The sequence below is a fragment of the Dehalobacter sp. MCB1 genome (assembly GCF_003590275.1).
In the GTDB taxonomy this organism is placed as follows: Bacteria; Bacillota; Desulfitobacteriia; order Desulfitobacteriales; family Syntrophobotulaceae; genus Dehalobacter.
The window spans coordinates 164985-186726 of sequence record NZ_LXPC01000009.1 but is presented as its reverse complement, the minus strand read 5'-3'; the positions used below and the strand labels follow the sequence as shown (position 1 = coordinate 186726).

The 21742-nt window shown below is 45.5% G+C and carries 19 protein-coding genes; 6 read left to right on the top strand and 13 right to left on the bottom strand.

What is annotated here, in order from left to right; translation table 11 throughout:
* Positions 1-124: 124 nt before the first annotated feature.
* From xerA to nrdR, 6 genes are all read right to left on the bottom strand, one after another.
* On the bottom strand, positions 125-1069 hold the full coding sequence (gene xerA, locus A7K50_RS06385) for a site-specific tyrosine recombinase/integron integrase (protein ID WP_243103662.1): 945 nt from the start codon (positions 1067-1069) through the stop codon (positions 125-127).
* A 425-nt stretch (positions 1070-1494) separates the two neighbouring features.
* On the bottom strand, positions 1495-2415 hold the full coding sequence (locus tag A7K50_RS06380) for a DUF3102 domain-containing protein (RefSeq protein ID WP_119775053.1): 921 nt from the start codon (positions 2413-2415) through the stop codon (positions 1495-1497).
* A 67-nt stretch (positions 2416-2482) separates the two neighbouring features.
* Positions 2483-2716 carry a hypothetical protein gene (locus tag A7K50_RS14020; protein ID WP_119775052.1) on the bottom strand — a complete coding sequence of 78 codons (234 nt, stop codon included), beginning with the start codon at positions 2714-2716 and terminating at the stop codon, positions 2483-2485.
* 9 nt (positions 2717-2725) lie between these two features.
* Entirely contained in the window at positions 2726-3397 is a 672-nt protein-coding gene (locus A7K50_RS06370; RefSeq protein ID WP_119775051.1) for an anaerobic ribonucleoside-triphosphate reductase activating protein, read from the bottom strand.
* A gap of 91 nt (positions 3398-3488) precedes the next feature.
* Positions 3489-5612 (bottom strand): ribonucleoside triphosphate reductase, encoded by a 2124-nt coding sequence (locus A7K50_RS06365; RefSeq protein WP_119775050.1) that lies wholly within the window; start codon positions 5610-5612, stop codon positions 3489-3491.
* A gap of 82 nt (positions 5613-5694) precedes the next feature.
* Positions 5695-6153, bottom strand: a complete 459-nt coding sequence (gene nrdR, locus A7K50_RS06360; protein WP_015043769.1) for a transcriptional regulator NrdR — start codon at positions 6151-6153, stop codon at positions 5695-5697.
* A gap of 277 nt (positions 6154-6430) precedes the next feature.
* On the opposite strand from nrdR, the gene A7K50_RS06355 reads away from it, so the two are divergent.
* Positions 6431-7174, top strand: a complete 744-nt coding sequence (locus tag A7K50_RS06355) for a hypothetical protein (protein WP_119775048.1) — start codon at positions 6431-6433, stop codon at positions 7172-7174.
* Between the two features lie 67 nt (positions 7175-7241).
* Here the strand turns inward: A7K50_RS06355 and metH are convergent, their stop codons facing one another.
* Positions 7242-10745 (bottom strand): methionine synthase, encoded by a 3504-nt coding sequence (gene metH / locus A7K50_RS06350; protein ID WP_243103661.1) that lies wholly within the window; start codon positions 10743-10745, stop codon positions 7242-7244.
* A gap of 288 nt (positions 10746-11033) precedes the next feature.
* Here metH and A7K50_RS06345 point away from each other — a divergent pair, with 288 nt between their 5' ends.
* Complete coding sequence (locus A7K50_RS06345; RefSeq protein WP_119775046.1) at positions 11034-11717, top strand: response regulator transcription factor; 684 nt, start codon at positions 11034-11036, stop codon at positions 11715-11717.
* Between the two features lie 118 nt (positions 11718-11835).
* Positions 11836-13422 carry a HAMP domain-containing sensor histidine kinase gene (locus A7K50_RS06340; RefSeq protein WP_119775045.1) on the top strand — a complete coding sequence of 529 codons (1587 nt, stop codon included), beginning with the start codon at positions 11836-11838 and terminating at the stop codon, positions 13420-13422.
* 20 nt (positions 13423-13442) lie between these two features.
* Here the strand turns inward: A7K50_RS06340 and A7K50_RS06335 are convergent, their stop codons facing one another.
* Entirely contained in the window at positions 13443-14159 is a 717-nt protein-coding gene (locus tag A7K50_RS06335; RefSeq protein ID WP_119775044.1) for a ZIP family metal transporter, read from the bottom strand.
* A 7-nt stretch (positions 14160-14166) separates the two neighbouring features.
* Positions 14167-16047: a molecular chaperone HtpG gene (gene htpG / locus A7K50_RS06330; protein ID WP_119775043.1), complete on the bottom strand. Its 1881-nt coding sequence runs from the start codon at positions 16045-16047 to the stop codon at positions 14167-14169.
* Between the two features lie 392 nt (positions 16048-16439).
* Here htpG and A7K50_RS06325 point away from each other — a divergent pair, with 392 nt between their 5' ends.
* Positions 16440-17165: a DUF4412 domain-containing protein gene (locus A7K50_RS06325; RefSeq protein WP_119775042.1), complete on the top strand. Its 726-nt coding sequence runs from the start codon at positions 16440-16442 to the stop codon at positions 17163-17165.
* Positions 17166-17171: 6 nt separating this feature from the next.
* Here the strand turns inward: A7K50_RS06325 and A7K50_RS06320 are convergent, their stop codons facing one another.
* The 3 genes from A7K50_RS06320 to A7K50_RS06310 form a co-directional block, all read right to left on the bottom strand.
* Positions 17172-17444, bottom strand: coding sequence for a FeoC-like transcriptional regulator (locus tag A7K50_RS06320; RefSeq protein ID WP_119775041.1), 273 nt, complete (start codon positions 17442-17444; stop codon positions 17172-17174).
* Between the two features lie 24 nt (positions 17445-17468).
* On the bottom strand, positions 17469-19490 hold the full coding sequence (gene feoB / locus A7K50_RS06315; protein WP_119775040.1) for a ferrous iron transport protein B: 2022 nt from the start codon (positions 19488-19490) through the stop codon (positions 17469-17471).
* Positions 19491-19670: 180 nt separating this feature from the next.
* Positions 19671-19919, bottom strand: a complete 249-nt coding sequence (locus tag A7K50_RS06310) for a FeoA family protein (protein WP_119775039.1) — start codon at positions 19917-19919, stop codon at positions 19671-19673.
* A gap of 288 nt (positions 19920-20207) precedes the next feature.
* Here A7K50_RS06310 and crcB point away from each other — a divergent pair, with 288 nt between their 5' ends.
* Positions 20208-20594, top strand: a complete 387-nt coding sequence (crcB, locus tag A7K50_RS06305; RefSeq protein WP_119775064.1) for a fluoride efflux transporter CrcB — start codon at positions 20208-20210, stop codon at positions 20592-20594.
* Positions 20595-20608: 14 nt separating this feature from the next.
* Positions 20609-20947, top strand: coding sequence for a DUF190 domain-containing protein (locus A7K50_RS06300; RefSeq protein WP_020491125.1), 339 nt, complete (start codon positions 20609-20611; stop codon positions 20945-20947).
* Positions 20948-20962: 15 nt separating this feature from the next.
* On the opposite strand, the gene murI is transcribed toward A7K50_RS06300, so the two are convergent.
* Positions 20963-21730, bottom strand: a complete 768-nt coding sequence (gene murI / locus A7K50_RS06295; RefSeq protein ID WP_119775038.1) for a glutamate racemase — start codon at positions 21728-21730, stop codon at positions 20963-20965.
* Positions 21731-21742: the final 12 nt, after the last annotated feature.

Genomic DNA, 21742 nt, shown 5'->3' with positions numbered 1-21742 from the left:
ATTTAGCCCCGAAAGCCAGGTTGCAGATAACGTCCTTTTTCCGCATATGTTGCGGATTACATCCAAATATGGAGGTAAACCGCAAGGGTTGCGGAGATATTTCCTTTAGCAGAATTTACTTCTTTTAAACCTCTATGTCCAGTGCATCGATTGGGCTGTGTATTTTGGCTAGATCCCGTTGGCTTACATGGGTATATATTTCTGTTGTTTTAGAATTTTTATGCCCTAAAAGTTCCTGGATATATCTCAGATCCGTACCGCCTTCCAGCAAATGGGTGGCAAAGGAGTGTCTGAGTGAATGAACAGATACATCTTTCTTAATATTCGCTTTTGTGCAGGCTTCCTTAAAAATATTTTGAACACTCCGTTCCGATAGGTGACTTCCTTCATTTCCTCCCTTAAAGAGCCAGTCTTTCACCTTATATTCCCTAACATATTTTCTTAAAATATTGAGTGTAATTTCAGATAGAATTGAATACCGGTCTTTTCTCCCTTTGGCCTGCCGTATATGGATTAGCATTCTGCTTTTATCAATGTCATTCACTTGCAGATTAACCACTTCACTTACCCTTAAACCAGCAGAATATATTAAAAACAATATGGCTCGATGCTTAATGTTTTTAACAGATCTCAAGATACAAAATACTTCCTCCTGACTTAACACATCAGGAAGTATTTCTTCCTTTTTGGGTCGGGGCAGATTATAACAAATATCCGTCCTTCCAAGGACAGAAAAGAAAAAAAACTTAATTGCACTGATACTTTGATTTACAAATGAGTGCGAATGTTTTTTATCTATCATCAAATGCACAAGATAATTTTTAATGTCCTCTGTTGTCACTTTGCTCTGATCCTTACCAATAAACAAAAGAAATCTTTTGATATGTCCAAGATACCCTTGTCGAGTTTTAAAGCTATACCCCTTTAGAATTAGCTCCTGATCCATCTTATTGAATAGACATAGTATTTTTTTAGGTTCGAATTCAATTAAGTTCAACCACTTCTCTGTACATTTGTTCAAAAATATCTTATCGTCAAAAACTTTGTAAAGAGAAAGAATTGTATCCACTGATCTTGGTACAATCCAGCATCGCAGCCCTGAGTCCCACCTTCGCCCTTTAATAGATTTGATCTTCTCGACTCTTTCTGCTGTATACTCAAAAGTTACAAAGAGTTCCCTTTGATTTTCTTCCCGGGGTTGACATATACAGCCATCTTTCTGCTCCATTCTTACATAATGGAAATATTACTAATAAATACCATTATAAAAATATTTTAACTTCTTTAATTTGCATGGTCAATCCTGAAAAATAATTTTGGTATTATTTCGGAAACTTCTTTTCATGTCATATGCGTTTATCCGAATAAACAGCTTCAAGCGCTTTGGAACCAGTACGGTGAAAAGCAATTTTGAGCTTGTAGTATACCTCCTCGAATTCGGATTCGGCTCCGAATTTGAGGAGGTATGCCGTCCAGCTCCGTTCTCTTTTTTCCTTACTGCCCATCTCCGCAGGGGCAAGCTTCCCTGCTCCATGCCTCGTCTTTACGCCACACATCCATAAGATCGCAAACCTTATTCTTATAAATGATATACGTCTCCTTGTCATTAGGGGCGATTTCGCGCAGCTTTTGCTTTACTTCCCTAACGGTTTGATCCAAGTTTTCACAGAGGAAGGCGATATGGTTGGCCCTGACTTTGAGCGAAGTATTAATGAAGTTTGTTTTCATCCGCTCGTAGCCCTTGGCGGCTGAGCTTTTTTGGAGCGATTCCAGCGAATCATTCAGCTGCCTGGCCGTTTTAGCGAGTTCTGCTTTGGACGCCTTGACGTTCTCCAATTGGGCCTTTAGATTAGCGAGTTCCGCAGTCAGCTCGGTGATGGTACTACTTTGGTCTTCCACTGTTTTCTGAAAGTCCGCCTTCTCCTGCTGGGCCTGGTCTTTTTCTTGCCGGGCCTGCGTCCGTTCTTTGACCGCTTGACGCAGTTCCTGGGTGGTCATGCCTTCGACATCCATATCGACGATGAATTGCGCCCGTTCCTCCTTGGGGATACCTAAAAGAAGCACCGCCTGGCTGTAGTTTAATTTCGGATTCGGCTCCGAATTTGAGTTGGTAAGCTGTCCTTCTCCATACTCTTTGAAGATACGCATAAGTTTATTGGCCCTGCTCTGGGAGAAATCGACCGACTCCTCCAGCCACTTGCCCCATTCTCCGAACTTAAGCAGGGACTTGGCCTCCGTCAACCGTCTTCCAATCTCTACGGTGGCGGCAAGATAGACATTCTCAGCCTGATATTTGATCATGTTAATCTCAGCCGCTATGACATGCGGCGTGCGTCCGCTGATGACATCAGGTACTGTATTGCTTACTGGATCATTCTCCGGATCGGTTGCTGTATCCTTTGCTGGATACGTCATGATATCCACACTCCTTTGGACTAATTTCACTTCTAGGATATGTGGCCATGCTTAAAAGTGTACTACCTCAGTCGTTAAGCTTTTTATTATAAGGAAGTACCTTTCTTATTTCATTTCTTTTACCAGCTTTATCTAGGAATTCAACTTTAGGACTGCTGATCTTGTCCTGAGTAAACCTAAATACATGAAGAAAATAATAGTTTTCGCCAATATTACTGGTTATGATATTGTTTTCGTACTCTAATATTATCGTCAAAGGTATTGCTAACCACAAAAAATGGTTAGCAATACTTCTATTCATACTAATCTTCTATTTCAGGCCACGGACAGGACAATTCAGCTTCTCTCCCATTTCTTTGAGCCATGAGTCAGGATAAGCATCATAAGTTTTCCCGTCGAGCACGCCCTGGGGGGACTGGCGAAACTGCTGGAGCACCCAGGGAGTTTCATTTCCAAGGAACTCACGGATTAGCTTTAGATCTTCAAATGTATGCCAGACCGGCAGTACCGTAGTTCTGAATTCGTATGCAATTGTACTCGCCCTGATCCATTGGATGGTTTCAAACGCCGCCTCTCCGCTGTTTTTGCACGCGGTCAGCTTCTCGTATTTATCAGGAGTACATTTAATATCCATGGCAATATAGTCCAGGAAAAGAGCCAGCTCCCGGAGTTTTTCCGGGCTGCTTCCATTGGTATCCAATTTCACCTTGAAACCGAGCGCTTTGACCTCTCTTACAAAGGGATTCAGATCCGGGGATAAAAGCGGCTCCCCGCCAGTAAGACAAACACCGTCCAGTAATCCTTTCCTGGTCTTCATAAATTCAATGACAGCAGAAGGAGAAGTCCGCGACTTCTCCTTCTTGTTGACCAAAGCAGGGTTATGGCAGTAGCCACACTGGAAATTACAACCTCCAAAAAAGACCGTTGCTACGATATGTCCAGGATAATCGACAAGAGAGAAAGGTTCAATATCCATTAGCATCTGCGATCACCAATCCTTGTTCTGCTTTATACTAAATACCTGTACTCGTAAAAGTTTCTGCATAAAATAGATACGTTGTGACAACTTACCCTTATTTCGCTACCCCGTCAAACAGACTTGGCGTGACGCCCGTAACACGGTATTTTACGGTTTCTTGTTTCTCTTCCTGTTTGCCGGGATTCATGGCGGAGACCGGTCTATAGAAGCCGGTGACCCTCGTCATGACTAAGGTTTCCCTGCCGCACTCGGGACAGTTAAAATGTTCACCTTTGATATACTTGTGGTCCTCACAGATGCTGAAGGTTGGGGTCAGCGTGAAATACGGCAGCTGGAAGTTCTCAAACACCCTGCGTACGACGGCCTTGGCGACGGCAAGATCATCGAGACTTTCAGCCAGATAACCGTGAAGCACGGTCCCACCGGTATAAAGCGTCTGCAGCCCATCCTGAAGCTCGACGGCACGGAACAGGTCGCTGGTATAACCCACAGGCAGGTGGGTGGAGTTCGTGTAATAGGGTTCATTGTCACCAGCCGTAATGATATCGGGATAATGCTTTTTGTTGATTTTGGCCAGACGGTAGCTCGTACCTTCCGCGGGCGTTGCCTCAAGGTTATAGAGGTCTCCGTCTTGCTCCTGGAATTCCTGGATGCGGTCTCTCATATAGTTCAATGTTTCCTTGGCAAAATTCTGTCCGAAAACAGTGGTGATGTCATCGGCGTCCGAGGTAAAATTACGGATCGCTTCATTCATGCCGACCAGACCGATCGTCGAGAAGTGGTTCGTCCAGTACTTGCCAAATCGTTTTTTAATATCTCTCAGATAAAATTTGGTATAGGGATATAAGCCGTTGTCCGTCAGGATCTCCAGCGTTTTACGTTTGGTCTGCAACGAGGACCGGGCGATGTTCATGTGGTTATCAATCAATGTGATGAACTGATCCCAGTTGCCTTTAGCCAGATAGCCGTACAACGGCAGGTTCAGGGTTACAACGCCAATGCTTCCTGTGAGCGGATTGGCCCCGAACAGGCCACCGCCGCGTTTTCTGAGTTCCCTGTTGTCCAGACGCAGACGGCAGCACATGCTTCTGGCGTCCTCTGGATTCATATCGGAGTTAATAAAGTTCGCAAAATACGGGATTCCGTATTTATCGGTCATTTTGAAGATCGCTCTCGATACTTCACTGTTCCAGTCAAAGCCCTTCGTGATGTTATACGTCGGGATCGGGAAGCTAAAAATATTGCCGTCAGCGTCCCCTTCCAGCATGACCTCACAGAACGCCATATTGATGATATCCATTTCAGCTTGATATTCCCGGTACGGCGTATCCAGAAATTTGCCGTCAACCACAGCAGGTTCATCTTTAATGGCCGATTCGGCCGCCCGCACATCGAGCGTAATATTAAAGAATGGAGACTGGAAACCTACCCTGGTCGGGACATTGACATTGAAAATAAATTCCTGAATCCCCTGCTTGACTTGTTTATAATCAAGGTTATCTACTCTGACGAACGGAGCAAGATAGGTATCAAAGCTGGAGAGTGCCTGAGCACCGGCAGCTTCTCCCTGTAAGGTATAAACGAAATTAACGATCTGTCCGAGTGCGGAACGGAAGTGTTTGGCCGGTCTGGAGGTCGTCTTGCCTTCCGCGCCCCTAAAGCCCACCAAAAGCAGATCTTTGAGATCCCAACCGACGCAATATGGAGCAAGGTCTCCCATGTCATGATTATGTAAGGCACCGGAATCGTGCGCTTTGCCAACTTCAGCCGGAAGCAGGGACTGCCAAAAAGCATTAGTCGCTTTGCTGGTTACAAACCGGTTAAGCCCTTGAACCGAAAATCCCATATTGGAATTCTCTTTGATTTCCCAGGTTCCCAGCCCCAGGTAGTCGGAGAATAATTGATTGTTATCGTTTTTGGCACTTTCCTGATTGCGGATGATTTCATGCTGGAAGCGGTACCGGATATATGCTCTGGCGACATTGGTATTTCCTGTCTGCATCAGGACATCTTCGACTTTGTCCTGAATCTGCTCGATTTGGAAGCCTTCATTCTTGCTGTAAGCAGCTTCCAATTCTGAGAATACCCTGTCGGTAACGATCTTCGCCCAGTTCGTGACATTGGGGGTTTCGGTAGCGATAAAAGCCTTTTCTACCGCCTTGCGAATCTTTTCTTGATTAAAAATTTCTCTTCTTCCATCCCTTTTCACAACGTACATGGCTTAGTCCTCCTGCTCCCATATATATTTATTTGCATGGATATCCTGTCTTTATCGCAAGGATCTCAATTGGGGGACTGTTTTATTTGCGACGCTTTACCAGTCCGTTCAACTCCTCCATAAACTTCTGAATATCTTTGAACTGCCTGTAAACAGAAGCAAAGCGAATATACGCAATCTCATCTATTTCAAACAGTTTTTTCATGACGGCTTCGCCGACCAGTTCGCTCGGCACTTCGCGATCGTTGATATCACGCATTTCTCTTTCGATATCAGTGACCATTGTTTCCAGCTGCTCAGTGGACACGGGGCGTTTTTCACAGGCCTTGTTCAAACCCGATAACAGTTTGTGACGGGAAAAGGGCTCTCTTCTGCCATCCTTTTTCACGACAATCAGCTGAAAATCCTCGTAGCGCTCATACGTCGTAAAACGCTTTGTGCAGACATCGCATTCCCGTCTGCGTCGGATAGCAGTACCTTCCTCAATTTGTCTGGAATCCAACACCTTCGTGTCGTCGCTCTGGCAAAAAGGACAGCGCAATACCCTCATCCTTCCTATATCTTGTATACTCCTTATTTTATCAATACCATATATAGTAAGCAATCGCCTTTTATGGGCGTTTTTATGCATCTAAGGCCTTCTATATGGATAATTTTACGTTTTGCTTGCGATTTTAGTTCTTGAAGATTTTATGCAGAACATTACTTAAGTCCCAAATCATTGCAAAATAAATAAATCAAGACAAACACACTTCCGTCAAAAAAACATATCCTTTTATTGTAAATATATTCCATGATAACCATAAGGAGGAATCCCCATGAGTATTGGTCAACCCTCCTATCTTCTGCAAAAAGTTGCACCGATTGTACTGAGGGAACTTCAGCCATACATCGCCGGTAAAGTTGGCCCCCTCGTTGCTGAAAAGATTGGCATGCCCATTGCCAGGAAAGTCGGACTTCCACTTGCTAAAAGAATAGGTATTCCTGTAGCCCGTAAGACCGGTACCTTTTTGTTGAACCGGGTCGGCTATCCGCTTATTAACAAAGTCATTTTCAAAGGAAATTCCCCTTCATTTCTCTTGCCCGGAAATCCCCAGGCAAACAGTGGCACAGGAATAAAGACAATGATGACAGAAACAGGAAATGGTACTGGTACTGGAATAAGCACAGGTTCAGGTTCAGGTACAGTTACTAATACAAGTAAAGGTAGAAAAAGGACAAAAAGAACAGAAACCGGAATAGGACCTGAAGCAGGTGTGCGCACGAGAAAACAAATCAAAGCAGAAAAAAAGATTGAAAAGCAAAATAGACAGCGCCAAAAAACACGGAGAGGCTTGTTTAGTTTTGGTAAAAACCTTCAGTCTTTTCCAACTGGGATCCATCCGCAGAACCAAATTGTCCCCGGGCCGGTAGTTCCTTCTCCTAATCAGGAAGCACCGAGTACCTTCGCTCAGCCTGTTATTCAAAATCCAACTGTCCAAAATCCTTATGAACTATTTGATCAAAATCAGAATTATGCTTCAAGTCTATTTAATAGAAGAAGACAAAACTATGGTTTTTGAAAAATTTGAAATCCCGCCTCAGTCTCGAGACGGGATTTCATGCATCTATTAGCATCTATTACAGAGATCAACGGTTAATATTAAATATTTTAGCTTCGGGATGAGAAAAAACAACAGCGCTAACAGACGCTTCGGGGTCCATCATGAAATTCTCTGTCAGCGTTATCCCAATCTCCTCCGGTTTCAGCAGTCTGAATAGCTTGGCCTGTTCTTCCAGTGCAGGGTAGATCGGGTAACCCGGAGAAACCCGGATGCCGTTGTCAATCCCCCAGATTTTACGCATTTTTTCATGTATGATGTCAGCAAATGCTTCAGCCAGCTCCAGAGCCAGAACCTGAAGAAGAAAAGACTTCAGGTATTCACCCTTGTCCCGGTAATTCTCAGCCTTTTCTTTAATCCCCAGGCCGGTGGTCAGCGCGAACATTCCAAGATAATCATACGCCTGCTCCTGTCCAACATGCTTGTTCCGGGGGCGGACATAGTCAGCCAGACAAAGGCCATTGTCTTTTTGCTGACGCGGAAAGCTGAGTGCTTCAAGGACAGTATTCGAAGCTTTCAGATTCGGATTCGAATCCGAATCTGAATCCATAATAGCGACCGTATTTCCGTTCGCACAGGCCGGATAAAACGCAAATACCCCATTGACCGTAATTAGCTTGTGTTCTTGGATCTCTTCCAGGAAATCCTGAACAAATATCTGGATTTTGGCTGATTTATCTTGGGAAACATCTGCGGAATCCAGCAGGAGACTTTCTGCTGCCTTGATTTCTTCCTGGGAAGAGTGGCGCAGTTTGTTTTTGACACCGAGATAACGCCTCAGGATAAAAGGCAAATCGAGGTTCGGGATGATCTCCACCAACGGATAATCCAGGAGAATCTCCCTTTCCGTATACTGCGGACGGCAGACAGGTCCGTCAAAGCTGACCGGCGAAAATTTATTTTCGATGTGGTTGTCAGAAATACTGCCGGAGATACTGTCTGGGATGTTACCGGAAATCGTACCAGCATTACCAGCCTGATCATTATTTTTAGCCGCGTTATAGCTTCCGGAATCATTGGCTGACTTTCTTTTCAGACCATTCAGGAGATTCAGGCCATCCATGGCGTCGCGCGCATACAGGACCGGTCCGCCGTATTGCGGAGCGATCTTTTCTTCGGTATATTTTCGGGACAGAGCCGCACCCCCGAGAATCAACGGGATATTGATTCCGGCTGCCTGAAGGTCCTGGGCAGTCAGCAGCATTTGCTGGACAGATTTGACCAGAAGTCCGGATAAACCGATCGCATCAGGGGCCTCTTTCCTAGCCGCTTCTATCAGCTGTTCAGAACTGACTTTTACGCCAAGGTTAATCACTTTATAACCGTTATTGGCCAGGATGATCTCCACAAGATTCTTACCGATATCATGGACATCGCCCTTGACTGTCGCGAGCAGTATCTTCCCTTTGACCGCCTCTTCGGCTTTCTCCATATAGGCCTCCAGGATGGTCACCGCTGCCTTCATGACTTCGGCACTCTGCAGAACTTCAGCCACGATCAGTTGGTTCCTGTTAAAGAGGCTGCCGACTTCCTCCATCCCCTTCATCAACGGGCCGTTAATAATTTCGAGCGGCCGGTATTTCGTCAGGGCCTCGTACAGATCGTTTTCCAGACCCTCCTTGGAGCCTTCAACAATCGTTCCTGCCAGCCGTTCCTCAACGGAAAGCCCGGATGTCTGTTTTTGTTCCGTGACCTTTTTCTCTCGGTAAAAATCGGTAAAGGCTTTTAAGGTCTGGTCATTCGTATTTAAGAGCAGGTCTTCGGCCAGTTTTTTCTCTTCATGCGGAATCGTCGCATAACGTTCCAGTTTTTCGGAATTGACAATGGCGTAGTCCAGCCCGGCTACGGTATTCAGATAGACGAATACGGCATTCAGCACTTCCCGGCCTGCCGCAGGCAGACCGAAGGAGACATTGCTGATCCCAAGAATCGTCTTGCATTCCGGATATTTGGCTTTGATCAGGCGCAGGCCTTCAATGGTCTCAACTGCGGAACCGAGATACTTAGCATCCCCGGTCCCTACCGGGAATGTCAGCGGATCAAAGATAATGTCGGCAGCCGAAAGACCATATTCATACACCAGCAGATCGTAAGAGCGTCCGGCCACTTCGAGCTTGCGCTCCCGGGTCAGGGCCATACCCTGTTCATCGATTAAGCCGACCACGACTGCAGCCCCGAACTTTCGGAGCAGCGGAACAACATCATCGAAGCGTTCCCGTCCATTTTCAAGGTTGATCGAATTGATAATTGCTTTGCCCTGAATTAGCCGGAGTCCAGCTTCCAAAACCGCAGGATCGGTCGTATCCAGCATCAGCGGCACTTTGACTTTATTGACAACATGGGGTAGAAAACTGACCATATCCTCCAGTTCGTCCCGGTCGGGATTAGCCACACAGACATCTATGATCTGAGCACCCTTCTTGACCTGGTTTCGGGCAATCTCGGAGCCTTCTTCATAATATTCACCGGCAATCAGTTCCTTAAATTTGCGGGAACCGATCACATTAGTCCGCTCACCAACCAGAAGTGGCCGGTTGTCTTCTTCGGGCCAGACCGGTTCAAGCCCGGTGATACTGCTCCGTTCCGCTGCCATTGTCCGTCTTGGAGCGTACTTGGCCAGGGCTGCGGCCAGCGCTTCGATATGGCGGTCCGTCGTCCCGCAGCAGCCACCTGCAATGTTCAGCCAACCTTTAGCTGCATAAGCGGCCATCTTGCCGGCAAATTCTTCCGGTGTTTCGCGGTAGCCGCCGTCTTCGTCCGGAAGACCCGCGTTTGGGTAACAGCTCACGGCACAAGAGGCAATTCCCTCCAATGTTCTAAGGTGATCATTCATCAGTTCTGCTCCGGTACCGCAGTTCATGCCGACGGCGACCGGTTTCAGGTGCTGTATCGAAATATATAAGGCTTCAATATTCTGTCCTGCGAGCATCGTACCCGAAGGTTCAATCGTCACGGAAACGACCAGCGGCACTTCCCGCTCAAGTTCAGCAAAGGCGCGCTGGATCCCGAGTCCTGCCGCCTTGATATTCAGCGTATCCTGACAGGTTTCGACGATCAGCAGATCGACGCCTCCCTTAATAAGGCCAAGTGTCTGACGGCAATAAGCCTCTTCCAGGTCAGTAAAAGTAATACCGCCTCCAAAGGCCAGCATCTTGGTCGTCGGACCCATAGATCCAGCCACAAACCGGGGTTTTTCCGCTGTGGACCATTTATCAGCAGCTTCGCGGGCCAGCCGTGCCGCAGCCTCGTTGATTTCCATATCCCTGTCCCCGAGATGATATTCCCCAAGGACAATATTTGTACCTCCGAAGGTATTGGTCTCAATGATATCCGCACCGGCTTTCAGATAGGCCTCATGAATATCACGTACGATGTGAGGACGGGTGAGCGTCAGAATTTCGTTGCAGCCTTCCTGTTCAGGCCCTCCAAAATCTTCGGCAGACAGATCCTTCTGCTGAAGCATGGTCCCCATTGCTCCGTCCAGAATCAGAATTTTTCTCGCAAGCAATTCATTAAAAATCTGTTGTTTCATGGTCTCACCACTTCTTTGCAAACTTTTCTTCCAAGCTTCCCTTGGGTTTATCATATTATTTTACCATGATTATACGATTCGTCCAATCTATACATTTCGTATTTCCTGAGCAATCATTTTTGTATATTCTAAGCAGCATATCCGGATATTCTGAGCTGCAGAAAATTCTTGTGAAAATTGCTCAAATCGTTAAAATAGTTATATATGGCGATATTCAGACAAATAGGGCTATATTCAGTTTCCTTTCAGAATAATCGTGTATTTTAAAGATACAGGAGGAATAAATAGATGGCCAATAAATTCAGGATACTGATTGTGGATGACGACGCTTCAATCCGTCAGATGCTCAGCCTGGGGCTGAAGCAGGAGGGTTACGATATTGGAACAGCGGACAACGGAAAAAAGGCGCTGGAGATAATCCCGGTCTTTGAACCTCATGTCATCATCCTTGACATTATGATGCCGGTCATGGACGGATATGAACTATGTGAATCCATCCCGGAAATATCCGGTGCTTCCATAATTATGCTGACTGCCAAGGATACATCCAAAGACATTGTCAAAGGCCTGCGCCTCGGAGCGCATGACTATTTAGTTAAACCTTTTCACTTTGAAGAGCTGCTGGCCCGGATTGAGGTTCAGCTGCGCAACCGTTTCCCCGACCTTTCCGGCAGAAGAACCATTGGCCGATTTACGATCGATGAGCTGAAGAAGTCTATTCTGCTCGACAATCAGCCTCTGCAGCTTTCTCCTACCGAATACAAACTGCTATCCTATCTTTTATGGAACAGCAACCAAACACTGAGTAAAGAACAAATCCTGATCCACATCTGGGGTTACGATTTCGAAGGAGAGGACAATATTGTTGAGGTATATATCCGCTATCTTCGAGAGAAGCTTGGTGATCTGGACCACACGATTATTAAAACTGTCAGGGGCCTTGGTTACCACCTGCAGACGGAACAGCAGTAACTGGCAGTCTACACGAGATATCAAATATCAAGCATTTTACACAGGAATATCATGACGCATTGAATGTTTAACATTTTAATTGTTGTGCTTTAAGTATGATCACATTAGGGAGATCATCATGAAAATTCACCCTCTGGAAAAACTGAATATTTGGCGGCAATCCCTGGTAGGGCAGCTCCTGCTGCGTTTCTGGGTGTGCCATATCATTTTTTTTACGTTAATTGGGGCTATTCAGTATACTTCCTTGAAAAATTCCCTGTATCAGAGCGTGGAGCAGAACCTGCTTTCAGACTATTACGCCATACGGAACAGTATGGGGAGCTGGCTTTCAAGCAGTGAGTTTCCTCCGGGAAGATTCTCCGAACTCCGCCCGGGAAATTTTGTGGCGTTTTATACCAGCGACTATCAACTTAAATCGATTGTTTACAGCTACGGCAAAGCGAACAGTACGGTCCCGAATCTCAGCCGCAGCCAACTGCAGTTTGATCTTGCTGAGAAGGCGAGATCCGGCGGATGTTTTGTTTTTCAGGATACCGACGAACAGCAGTATATGCTGATGGTGGCCCCGGTCGTAACGAACCAGCTTTCGGTAAACAGTCTCCCCCTGGAACAAAACAACGATATTCAGCCCTATGCGGGCTATGCTTTGATCGGTCAGCCGCTGGCTGAACAGGACCTGATCTTGAGCCGAAATCTCAGAGGATATACTTTTAACGCGATCATCATTATTCTGCTCAGTACATTTTTTACAGCGCTGGTTTTGCAGAAACCATTGGAACCGCTTCTGAACATTTCCTCTACGGCCCGCAAGATTGCCGCCGGCCGCTATGACCTGCGCCTTCCGTATATGAATACCGCTTCGGAAATTCAGCAGCTTCGGGAAGCTTTAAACCATATGCTCGGACAGATGGAAAATGCTCTAAATACGGAAAGATCGGCTAAAAACCGGATGGCCCGGTTTATTGCCGATGCTTCTCATGAACTCAGGACTCCGCTGACCTCGATCAGAGGCTTCCTGGAAATACTCCAGCGGACGGGTATGGCAGACAAAGAGACTTTGGATGCCGCCCATCAGACCATGCTGATCGAGACGGAAAGACTGATCAGGCTTACCGAGGGTCTTCTGACCTTAAATCGGATCGCCCAGGAAGAAATAAACAGCGATCATTCCGAAGAGCTTAATTCCGGACTGCACGATGTGCTTCCTGAGCTTATGCCGCTTTTGGCCCCGCTGCTTAAAGACCGTACTTTCAGATTCAACGGCCAGGATTTCCGGACAATTGACGATTTTGTCTCAGAAGTCCTGGATACGTCACAAGTGCTTCCATTAAAACCTGATGAACTGAAACAGATTCTGTACAATCTTGTCAATAACGCTATTCAACATACACTTTCCGGTGGAACGATTGATATCCTCGCTAAATCGGAAAATTCCCGTTTTATTCTATCCGTCAGGGATAACGGTGAAGGAATCCCGGCTGAAGACGTTCCTCATATTTTTGAAAGGTTTTTCCAGGGAGACCGTTCCCGTTCCCATGGAAAAGGCCAAGGATCGGGACTTGGCCTGGCAATCGTATCCGAACTGGTGTCCCTTCGCGGAGGAGAAATACGGGTCGAAAGCACTCCTGGAGAAGGAACGTCCTTTACGATTTTTTTCCCGCTGGTTCTCGTGAAAAACGATAGCTTGATGACACAAAATAATTGATTGATATGCCACAGATAATTCTATGACAGGATTAATGCCAGAATAAAGCCGAGCATGATGCCGACATTGGCATATTCACTGTGGGAATGGTGGCTTTTCGGAATCAGTTCGTCACTGCTGATATAGATCATTGCTCCGGCTGCAAACGCCAGAAAGAAAGCGATGATGAGCGGAGAGATCAGGCCAAGAATTATGCCCAGCCCGGTACCGAGCAGCGTTGACATACCGGTCATGGTCGTAATCAGGACGACCCTCGATTTCCGGACGTTGGCGAGACACAGCGGCATCGCCACACAAAGACCTTCAGCAATATTATGCAGACCGATTGTCAAGGCTGTCATGACACCCATGTGATACGATACTTCGCTGGTCGCGCCGATCGCGATCCCTTCGGGAAGATTATGCAGTGTAATTCCGAGCGCGATAAAATACCCCATCTTGGCATAGTTACTCAGATCCGCTTCAACCTTGTGAATGTGCGGCATTGAAATATCCACCAGAAACAGAAACAGAGCCCCGGCTGCAAAACCGGCAATACAAATGATACTGTTGCTCATGTCCAGGCTGGTCGGAATCAGACTTAAGGCAGATATCCCGATCATGATTCCTGACGCAAATCCGAGCGATATTGAAAGTATCTTGTTCGTGATATTTTTTATCGAGATAGAGATGACAGCGCCAAGTCCGGTAACAAGACCCGCTATCAGCCCGTAGAGTAGAATGGTAATAATAATCACTCCGGTATTATTTCTTCACAACCGCTCTTTCAAGGATGTTGTAGAGTCTGCTAACCATACTCCTGGGATCGACGATCAGCCCGGCGGCAATCTGCGAGTTTTCCAGAATCTGTTCCGCCGCTGCCGCAGCAAATGCGTCGCCCGACTTGCGCAGTTCATTGATTCCCTGAATGACCGGATGCCGGCTGTTAATCTCCAAGATTCCTGCTGGGATATCTTCCATATCCTTGTTCATGATCTGCATCATTTTTTGCATGCTATGCGTTCCGTATGAACTGAGCACAACGGCAGGACTGTCCACAAGACGTTTGGAAGCACGCACCTCGGTTACCCTATCCCCGAGTGTTTCTTTGAACCAATCCAACAAGGCCTTCACTTCATCCTCAGGAATTTCACTTTCGGCATTACCGGGCTGCTCAGCATCTAAATCCGGCAGATCCTGACTGTCCTGTTCGGCCGCAACAATCTTCTTTTCTTTAAACTCAGGAAGCCCGCTTAAGATGTAGTCATCAATTGGTTCATAGGTATAGAGCACTTCAATGCCCTTGTCCTTAAAGATCTCAAGATACGGCCCAGACTCAATCACTTTACGGTTGGAGCCGCTGACATAATAGATCGCTTTTTGTTCCTCTCTCATTCTTCCGACGTAGCCTTCCAGTGAAATCAGCTCACCTTCAGCCGTCATGTTGGATTCAAAACGCAGGAGCCTGACCAGTGCGTCCTTGTGGGCATAGTCCGAAGCTGCTCCTTCTTTGATAAACCTGCTGAATTTTTCCCAAAATTGATTGTATTTGGCCGGATCATCTTTGGCTTGCTCTTCGAGATACTTTAAGAATCTGCTGGTGACTACCCTGTTCAGCTTGGCCACAAGCGCATTATCCTGAAGGGTCTCCCTGGAAATGTTCAGGGGAAGGTCATCACTGTCAATGACGCCGCGTACAAACCGCATCCACTCCGGCACGATGGCCTCAGATTTTTCCTGAATCAGGACTTTTTTGCAGAATAGGTTAACGCCTCTCTCCATTTTACTGAAGCCGAACCGCTCATAATTTTCTCCGGGCACAAACAGCAGTGCTTTGATGGAAAGCGGCGCATCGGAGGAAAAGTGCATTCTATAAGATGGCTCGTCAAAAGCATTGTCGATATATTTATAGAATTCCGTATATTCCTGCTCACTGATTTCGGATGCGTTTTTCGTCCATATTGCTTCGACGGTATTGACTTTTTCACCGTTGACTTTCACGGGATAAGGGACAAAACTCGAATACTGTTTGATAATCCTGTTGATCTCGTCGGCTTTACTGAAATCATAGGCATTTTCTTTTAACTGAAGAACGATCCTGGTTCCATAATTGCTTTGATCACCTGGTTCTATTAAATAGCTCCCTGCTCCATTTGAAGACCAGATCCAGCTTTCAGAGTCCGTTCTGAAAGAGCGGGTATAAAGCGTTACTTTCTCCGCAACCATAAACGCCGAATAAAATCCGACGCCGAACTGTCCAATCAAGCTTAAATCGGTATTGCTTCCGGATCCGGCCTTTTTGACCTCGGCCAGCTGTCTGATAAATTCCTTGGATCCTGAATGGGCGATCGTACCCAGATTCTCAATCAGTTCTTCTTTGGTCATTCCGATCCCATTATCGGTAATGGTAAGCGTGTGCTTTTCTTCATCCGTTTCGATGGAAATTTCCAGCGGTTGCTCGGATTCGCCGCTTGTTTCATTTTCAGTGAGCCTGCAGTAGCGCAGTTTCTCCGTAGCGTCAGCTGCATTGGATATTAATTCTCTTAAGAAGATCTCCCGCTCCGTATAGAGAGAATTAATAACAATATCCAGCAGCTGGGTGATTTCTGTCTGAAACTCCCTCGTTTCAACATTGTTATTCATCATTACCAACCCTCCCAATCATTTCATATGGCTGTGCTTTGGTCGAATCAAAAATCGACCATCATATTATACCATGGAATGGAAAAAAATCTAACATTCAAATACTTGTACCTTCAAATACTTGTTCTTCTGACTTTCTTAGCGCTGAAACCAAAAAAACATTCCGGTATTCAGGATGGTGTTCTAATTTTTGGAATAAAATGATACGTATATAGAGGACTTTTTACGAGTCATCACGAAAAATAATATAACGAAATATAGTTTAACAAAACATCATTTAAAATATCATTTTTAAAGATTTATATACTAATAGAGCTTAACATCATTCTTATCGAATGATTAAATCTTTAAATTCCATTATCTGAATACAAAAGAAGGTATAGGAGGAAAATATCATGAGATTGACGCGACGGTATCTTGCGCTTTTGCTCGTTTTGCTGCTTCTTTGCGTTGGAGCTTTATCCGGCTGCGGCGGGAAAGAAGAATCAGCTGCCCAAAATGAAGCAACCTCGGCCCCAGCAGAAACAGGAACACAAACTTTACCTGATGAAAATGCAATTGTATCCGGTCTGATTGGAAAAGGACAGCTGGTCAAAGAAATGTCTTATGATTTAGTGATCGTCGGCGGTGGAGTAACTTCAGAAAGCAAAGCCTGGTTTAAGGACCAGAAAATGAAAATGGAGGGCACCTTTAACGGTCAAAAGATGACATTTATTTTTGATATGTCCAAAAAGGAGTTTACTACTTATCCCTCGGGTCAGAACAGCGCCATGAAAATGACGTTAAGTGAATATGACGGTCCGGATATCACCACCCCTGTTGATTATGTCAAAGGTCTAGCTGACACCGAGTATACCATAGCTGGAACTGAGACGGTCAACGGCATGGAGTGTAAAGTCCTTACTTTCACCAGCGAAGGCTCAACTGTTAAGGAATGGATCAGCACCGAATACGGCATTGTTGTAAAGGCTCAATATGAAACCGATGGTCAGATGTCAACCATGGAATTCAAGAACCTGCAAATCGGAACAGGTACCGTACCTGATGGGGTCTTCGACCTGCCGTCTGGAATGGAAGTGGTTGACATTAACGACATGATGAATCTCGACAGCAATAAATAGATACCCTTACCGGTTCGTGGATTCCAAAAGCACCCTCCCCTTTGCCGTCAGCGTCCACAAGGTTGCTTCGGCTTCTCCGTTTCCTTTGCTGCAGCAGCCCCCGCACCCCTTACATTGTTCATTGACGCAAGCTGCATTATCCGCAGTCAGGTATCCAAGTCGTTGCAGGTCATTCAGCATTTGTTTGATCATCTCTCGATCGAGATCCAATTTTTTTGCCAACGAAGAAAAGGAGTTCGCTTGTTGACCGGCAATTTCTGTTAACAAATTGATCAGCATCGCAATACCTCCTGCTTCTTCGTTTCAGATGAACAACGAACCGAGCTGAAAGATCAGCACCGCTGCGATCCAGCCAATGATCAGTGAGTAGAGAACAGAAAACAGTGTCCATTTAACAGAATTGGTCTCCTTTTTAATTATTCCGATTGTCGCTGCACAGGGTGAATAAAGTAGGGTCATTACCATAAAGGCATAGGCGGAGAGCGGCGTAAAATGCTGTGCTAAGACTACTCCGAGCATCCCTTCGCCTGTCCCGTAAACCAACCCGAACGTCGCAATGATTGCTTCCTTGGCACCAATCCCGACAAGAAGTGCTACAGAGGCCTGCCAACTGCCAAAACCAGCCGGGGATAATACGGGTGCGATGACTGCGCCTAATTTTCCAAGGAGACTTCCGGTACTGCCCGGTTCAACGCCGACCGGGAAAACAGAAAGCATCCAGATCAGAACGACAATCCCAAGGATCACAGTTCCTGCTTTCCTGACAAACGACTCCGTTTTTTCCCACATGTGCCGCATTAAACTCTTCAGCGTTGGCAGACGATAAGGCGGGAGTTCCATAACAAAGTAGGATTTTTCCTGCTTGAACAATGTTTCACTCAGGATTTTCCCTGCTGCAACAGCAACTATGATTCCTAAAAGATACAGTGAAAAAATAACCAATCCTGCCAACGGTATGATGCCGATCGTTTTGCCTCTGAAGAACGCCCCGGCAAACAACGCATAGACTGGAAGCCTAGCACTGCAGGAAATAAACGGACTGATTAAAATGCCGATCATACGGTCTTTCCGGCTGTCCAAGGTTCGGGTGGACATGATTCCGGCCACATTGCAGCCGCTGCCGACAATCATTGCAACGGCCGTTTTCCCGTGCAGCCCGACAACATTCATCAGCCGGTCCATGACATAGGCTGCCCTGGCCATATAACCGCTGTCTTCGAGAAGAGAAATCAAGAAATACATGGTAAACATCATCGGGATAAAAACAAGTACAGAACCTACCCCACCGATCAGTGCATCACTGACAAAGGACCGGGCCAGGACCGGAGCGTTTAGCAACAGGCCGGAGACATACCGCCCCAGGATCCCGAAGACGCTGTCCACATAACCCCCAAGAATATTATTGCCGAGACCCATTGTGATCTGATACAGCAAAAACATCATTACAAAGAACAAAGGAATCCCGATCCATTTATTTGTCACAACCCGGTCAATCATTTCTGTCAGATCTTCTTGCGGAGGCGTTTCCCTGCGGACACAATCCCTAATGATTTGGCCAATAAAGGTATAACGCTGGTCTGCCAAATAGATTCCGGGCTCAAGACCAAAACGGCTCGTTATCCTGTCCTTTACCTTGTCAGCCAATTTTTTCAGGGTAGGACAACCTGCTATTTGCGTTTGAGCAAAAGCCTCATCCTCCAGCAGCCTGACAGCCACCAAGTTCGCCGATTCTTTACCAGTAATACCTTCTTCAACCAGGGCCTCAGCCAAAGCTCCAGATTCCCGGTTCATCATTTGCCAATAGTCTGGCTGGACGGGCCGGCCTGGCTTTACTTTCATTGCCGCTGAAGTCTCCAGCAACTCCCGAATCCCTTTGTTTTTCGTTGCCACTGTGGTGACAACCGGTACGCCAAGAACATCTCCAAGTTTCACTGTATTGATGAAAATATTCTTTTTCTCTGCTTCATCTGTCATATTCAAAGCAATCATTACATTCGTATCCATCTCAATCAGCTGTAACGTAAAATAAAGATTCCTCTCCAGATTTGCTGAGTCAATCACGTTCACAACAACATCAGGTTTTTCCTGCAAAATATAGTTTACAGCAACCATTTCATCCTCCGAACTGGCGGAAAAACTATATGTCCCGGGTAAGTCAATTACGTTGATCTCATCCCCGTTGAACCTGACCGTACCTTCTTTTTTCTCAACGGTTACTCCCGGCCAATTGCCAACATGCTGCCTCGAGCCTGTTAACACATTAAAAATACTTGTTTTCCCGCAGTTTGGGTTTCCAACGAGAGCTATCGTAAAATTCTTTTTCATCTGTTTATCCTTCCCCTGAAGCACTTGCGATTACGTTCTATACAATGTTTGTTTCAATATTTATTGCTGCCTATTGCTGTTTTAACAATGTTTGCGGTGTCTATCATTGCAACAAAGACTATATATGATAGTGATTTTTATTATCATTTAGTGACCAAAAATAGAGAGGGTGATTTTATATTATCTGTTCCAAATCTTTTCAACCTGAATTTTCCTGGCGTCGCTTTTACGGATTGCTAGATGATATCCCCTCAGATTAATCTTTATAGGATCCCCCAGCGGAGCCTGGCCGTCTACTTTAAATTCTGTCCCTTTGACCACACCCATATCTGTCAGTTTTTTTCTTAATACGGTATCCATGTGGATATTAACAACTCTGGCATTCGAGTTTACGGGTATCTTGTCCATTGTAAGAAAGGCAGCGTCCATAGCAGTCTCCTTATGGCTTTTTAAGAATTTTATAATTTTGTTCAAATTGTAATGACAATGTTGATAATGATTATCGAATTCATATTATTAATATTACTTCTTATTGCTCAAAATGTCAATTCGTATGTTATTTCTTTGTGTGTCATTCTTTGCATATTTTCTTTATGATTATTCTTATGCTCCTATTTAAATATTGAGCTTTTTATTGAACTATGCTGAAATGAAATGATATACTTAAATAACTCTTTTTTCAGGGAGTATTTGACTTTGCAGGAGGCTGATCTTCTCTTGAATTATTCCGTTTATCTGGTGATTGGTTTAGGGGGCGCACTTGGAGCTATTGCCCGCTATGTACTTTCCACCTGGATTTATCAAAAATATTTTTATACTTTTCCCTGGGGAACCTTCGTCGTCAATATGCTGGGATGTTTTGTGCTGGGTATTGTGTATGTACTGGGCGTTGAAAGCCTGGTGACCAGTCCGAATACCCGTTTATTTATATCTGTCGGTTTTCTGGGCGCATTTACAACCTTTTCAACGCTAAGCCTTGAAACCCTGAACCTTATCAAGAGCGGAGAAATCATCGTAGCTGTGCTGAATGGTCTGGGAAGCCTGCTCGTCGGACTGATTGCAGTCTGGCTTGGAATGAGCCTGACGCAGCTATTATTAAAATAAAGGAAGGGATTCTAATGGTAAAGATATCTGGTCAGGCAAGACGCATTCGCATCTACATTGGAGAAGCCAGCAAATATAAAGGAGTATCCCTCTATCACATGATTGTCTTAAGGGCCAAAGAGCTGGGCCTGGCAGGTGCGACTGTCTTTAGGGGAATTGAAGGCTTCGGCGCCAATACGAGAATCAAAACGTCCAGGATACTGGACCTTTCCAATGACCTTCCCATCGTTATTGAAGTAATAGACAGCGCTGAGTATCTGCAGGACTTTCTGCTTTTTTTGGACGAGGTCGTCAATGAAGGATTAATAACCATCGAAGATCTGGAAATTATGAAATATTCGCCAAAAAAATAAAGCCTCTTAGCGGCTTTATTGATTTTGATCTAGCAGCAGGAGATACCGGGCATAACGGGATTCCGAAGGCTCTTTTCGGCCGGAAGAATAGAAAGTGACCTCACCATGACCGTCCTCAGCTAAAAGTTTTCTTTCAGTCAGAATTTTTTTCAGATAATTGACGGTTCCGGTACTTCCATCAATGATGTGCGTATCAGCAGGAAACAGTTCCTGCAAAATCCGCTTAAAATACGGAAAGTGTGTGCATCCTAAAACGACAGTACCATACTCGGTCAAATGATGCGTGCCAAGTTTGCGATTCAGGTATTTCAGGATTTCATCTCTGTCAAAATAAAAATTTTCGGCATATTCGACCAGCTCTGGAAATGCTTTGCCATCTACAAGATGGTCCTGATCCAGTCTGGTGACCAAATTTTGATACTTTTCTTCGTGAAGTGTGAGCGGAGTAGCCATGACCAGTATTCTCTTGGAACCATTATTTTCGACAGCTGGTTTTACCGCGGGTTCCATGCCGAGGATTGGAAAATCATACCTTTGGCGAAGCTCATTAATGGCAATACTCGTCGCCGTATTGCAGGCAACTACCAGAACTTTTATTCCTTCAGCAGCCATGAAATCGACAGCATCCAAAACCAGTTTCAGGACTTCTTCCTTGCTTTTGGTCCCATAAGGCACATGATCAATATCCGCGTAATAAATAAAATCCTCCCGGGGTAGCTGTTTGATCGCTTCATGCAGTACGGTGATTCCGCCGACCCCGGAGTCAAAGAAGCCTATGCGCATTTTTTTCAACTC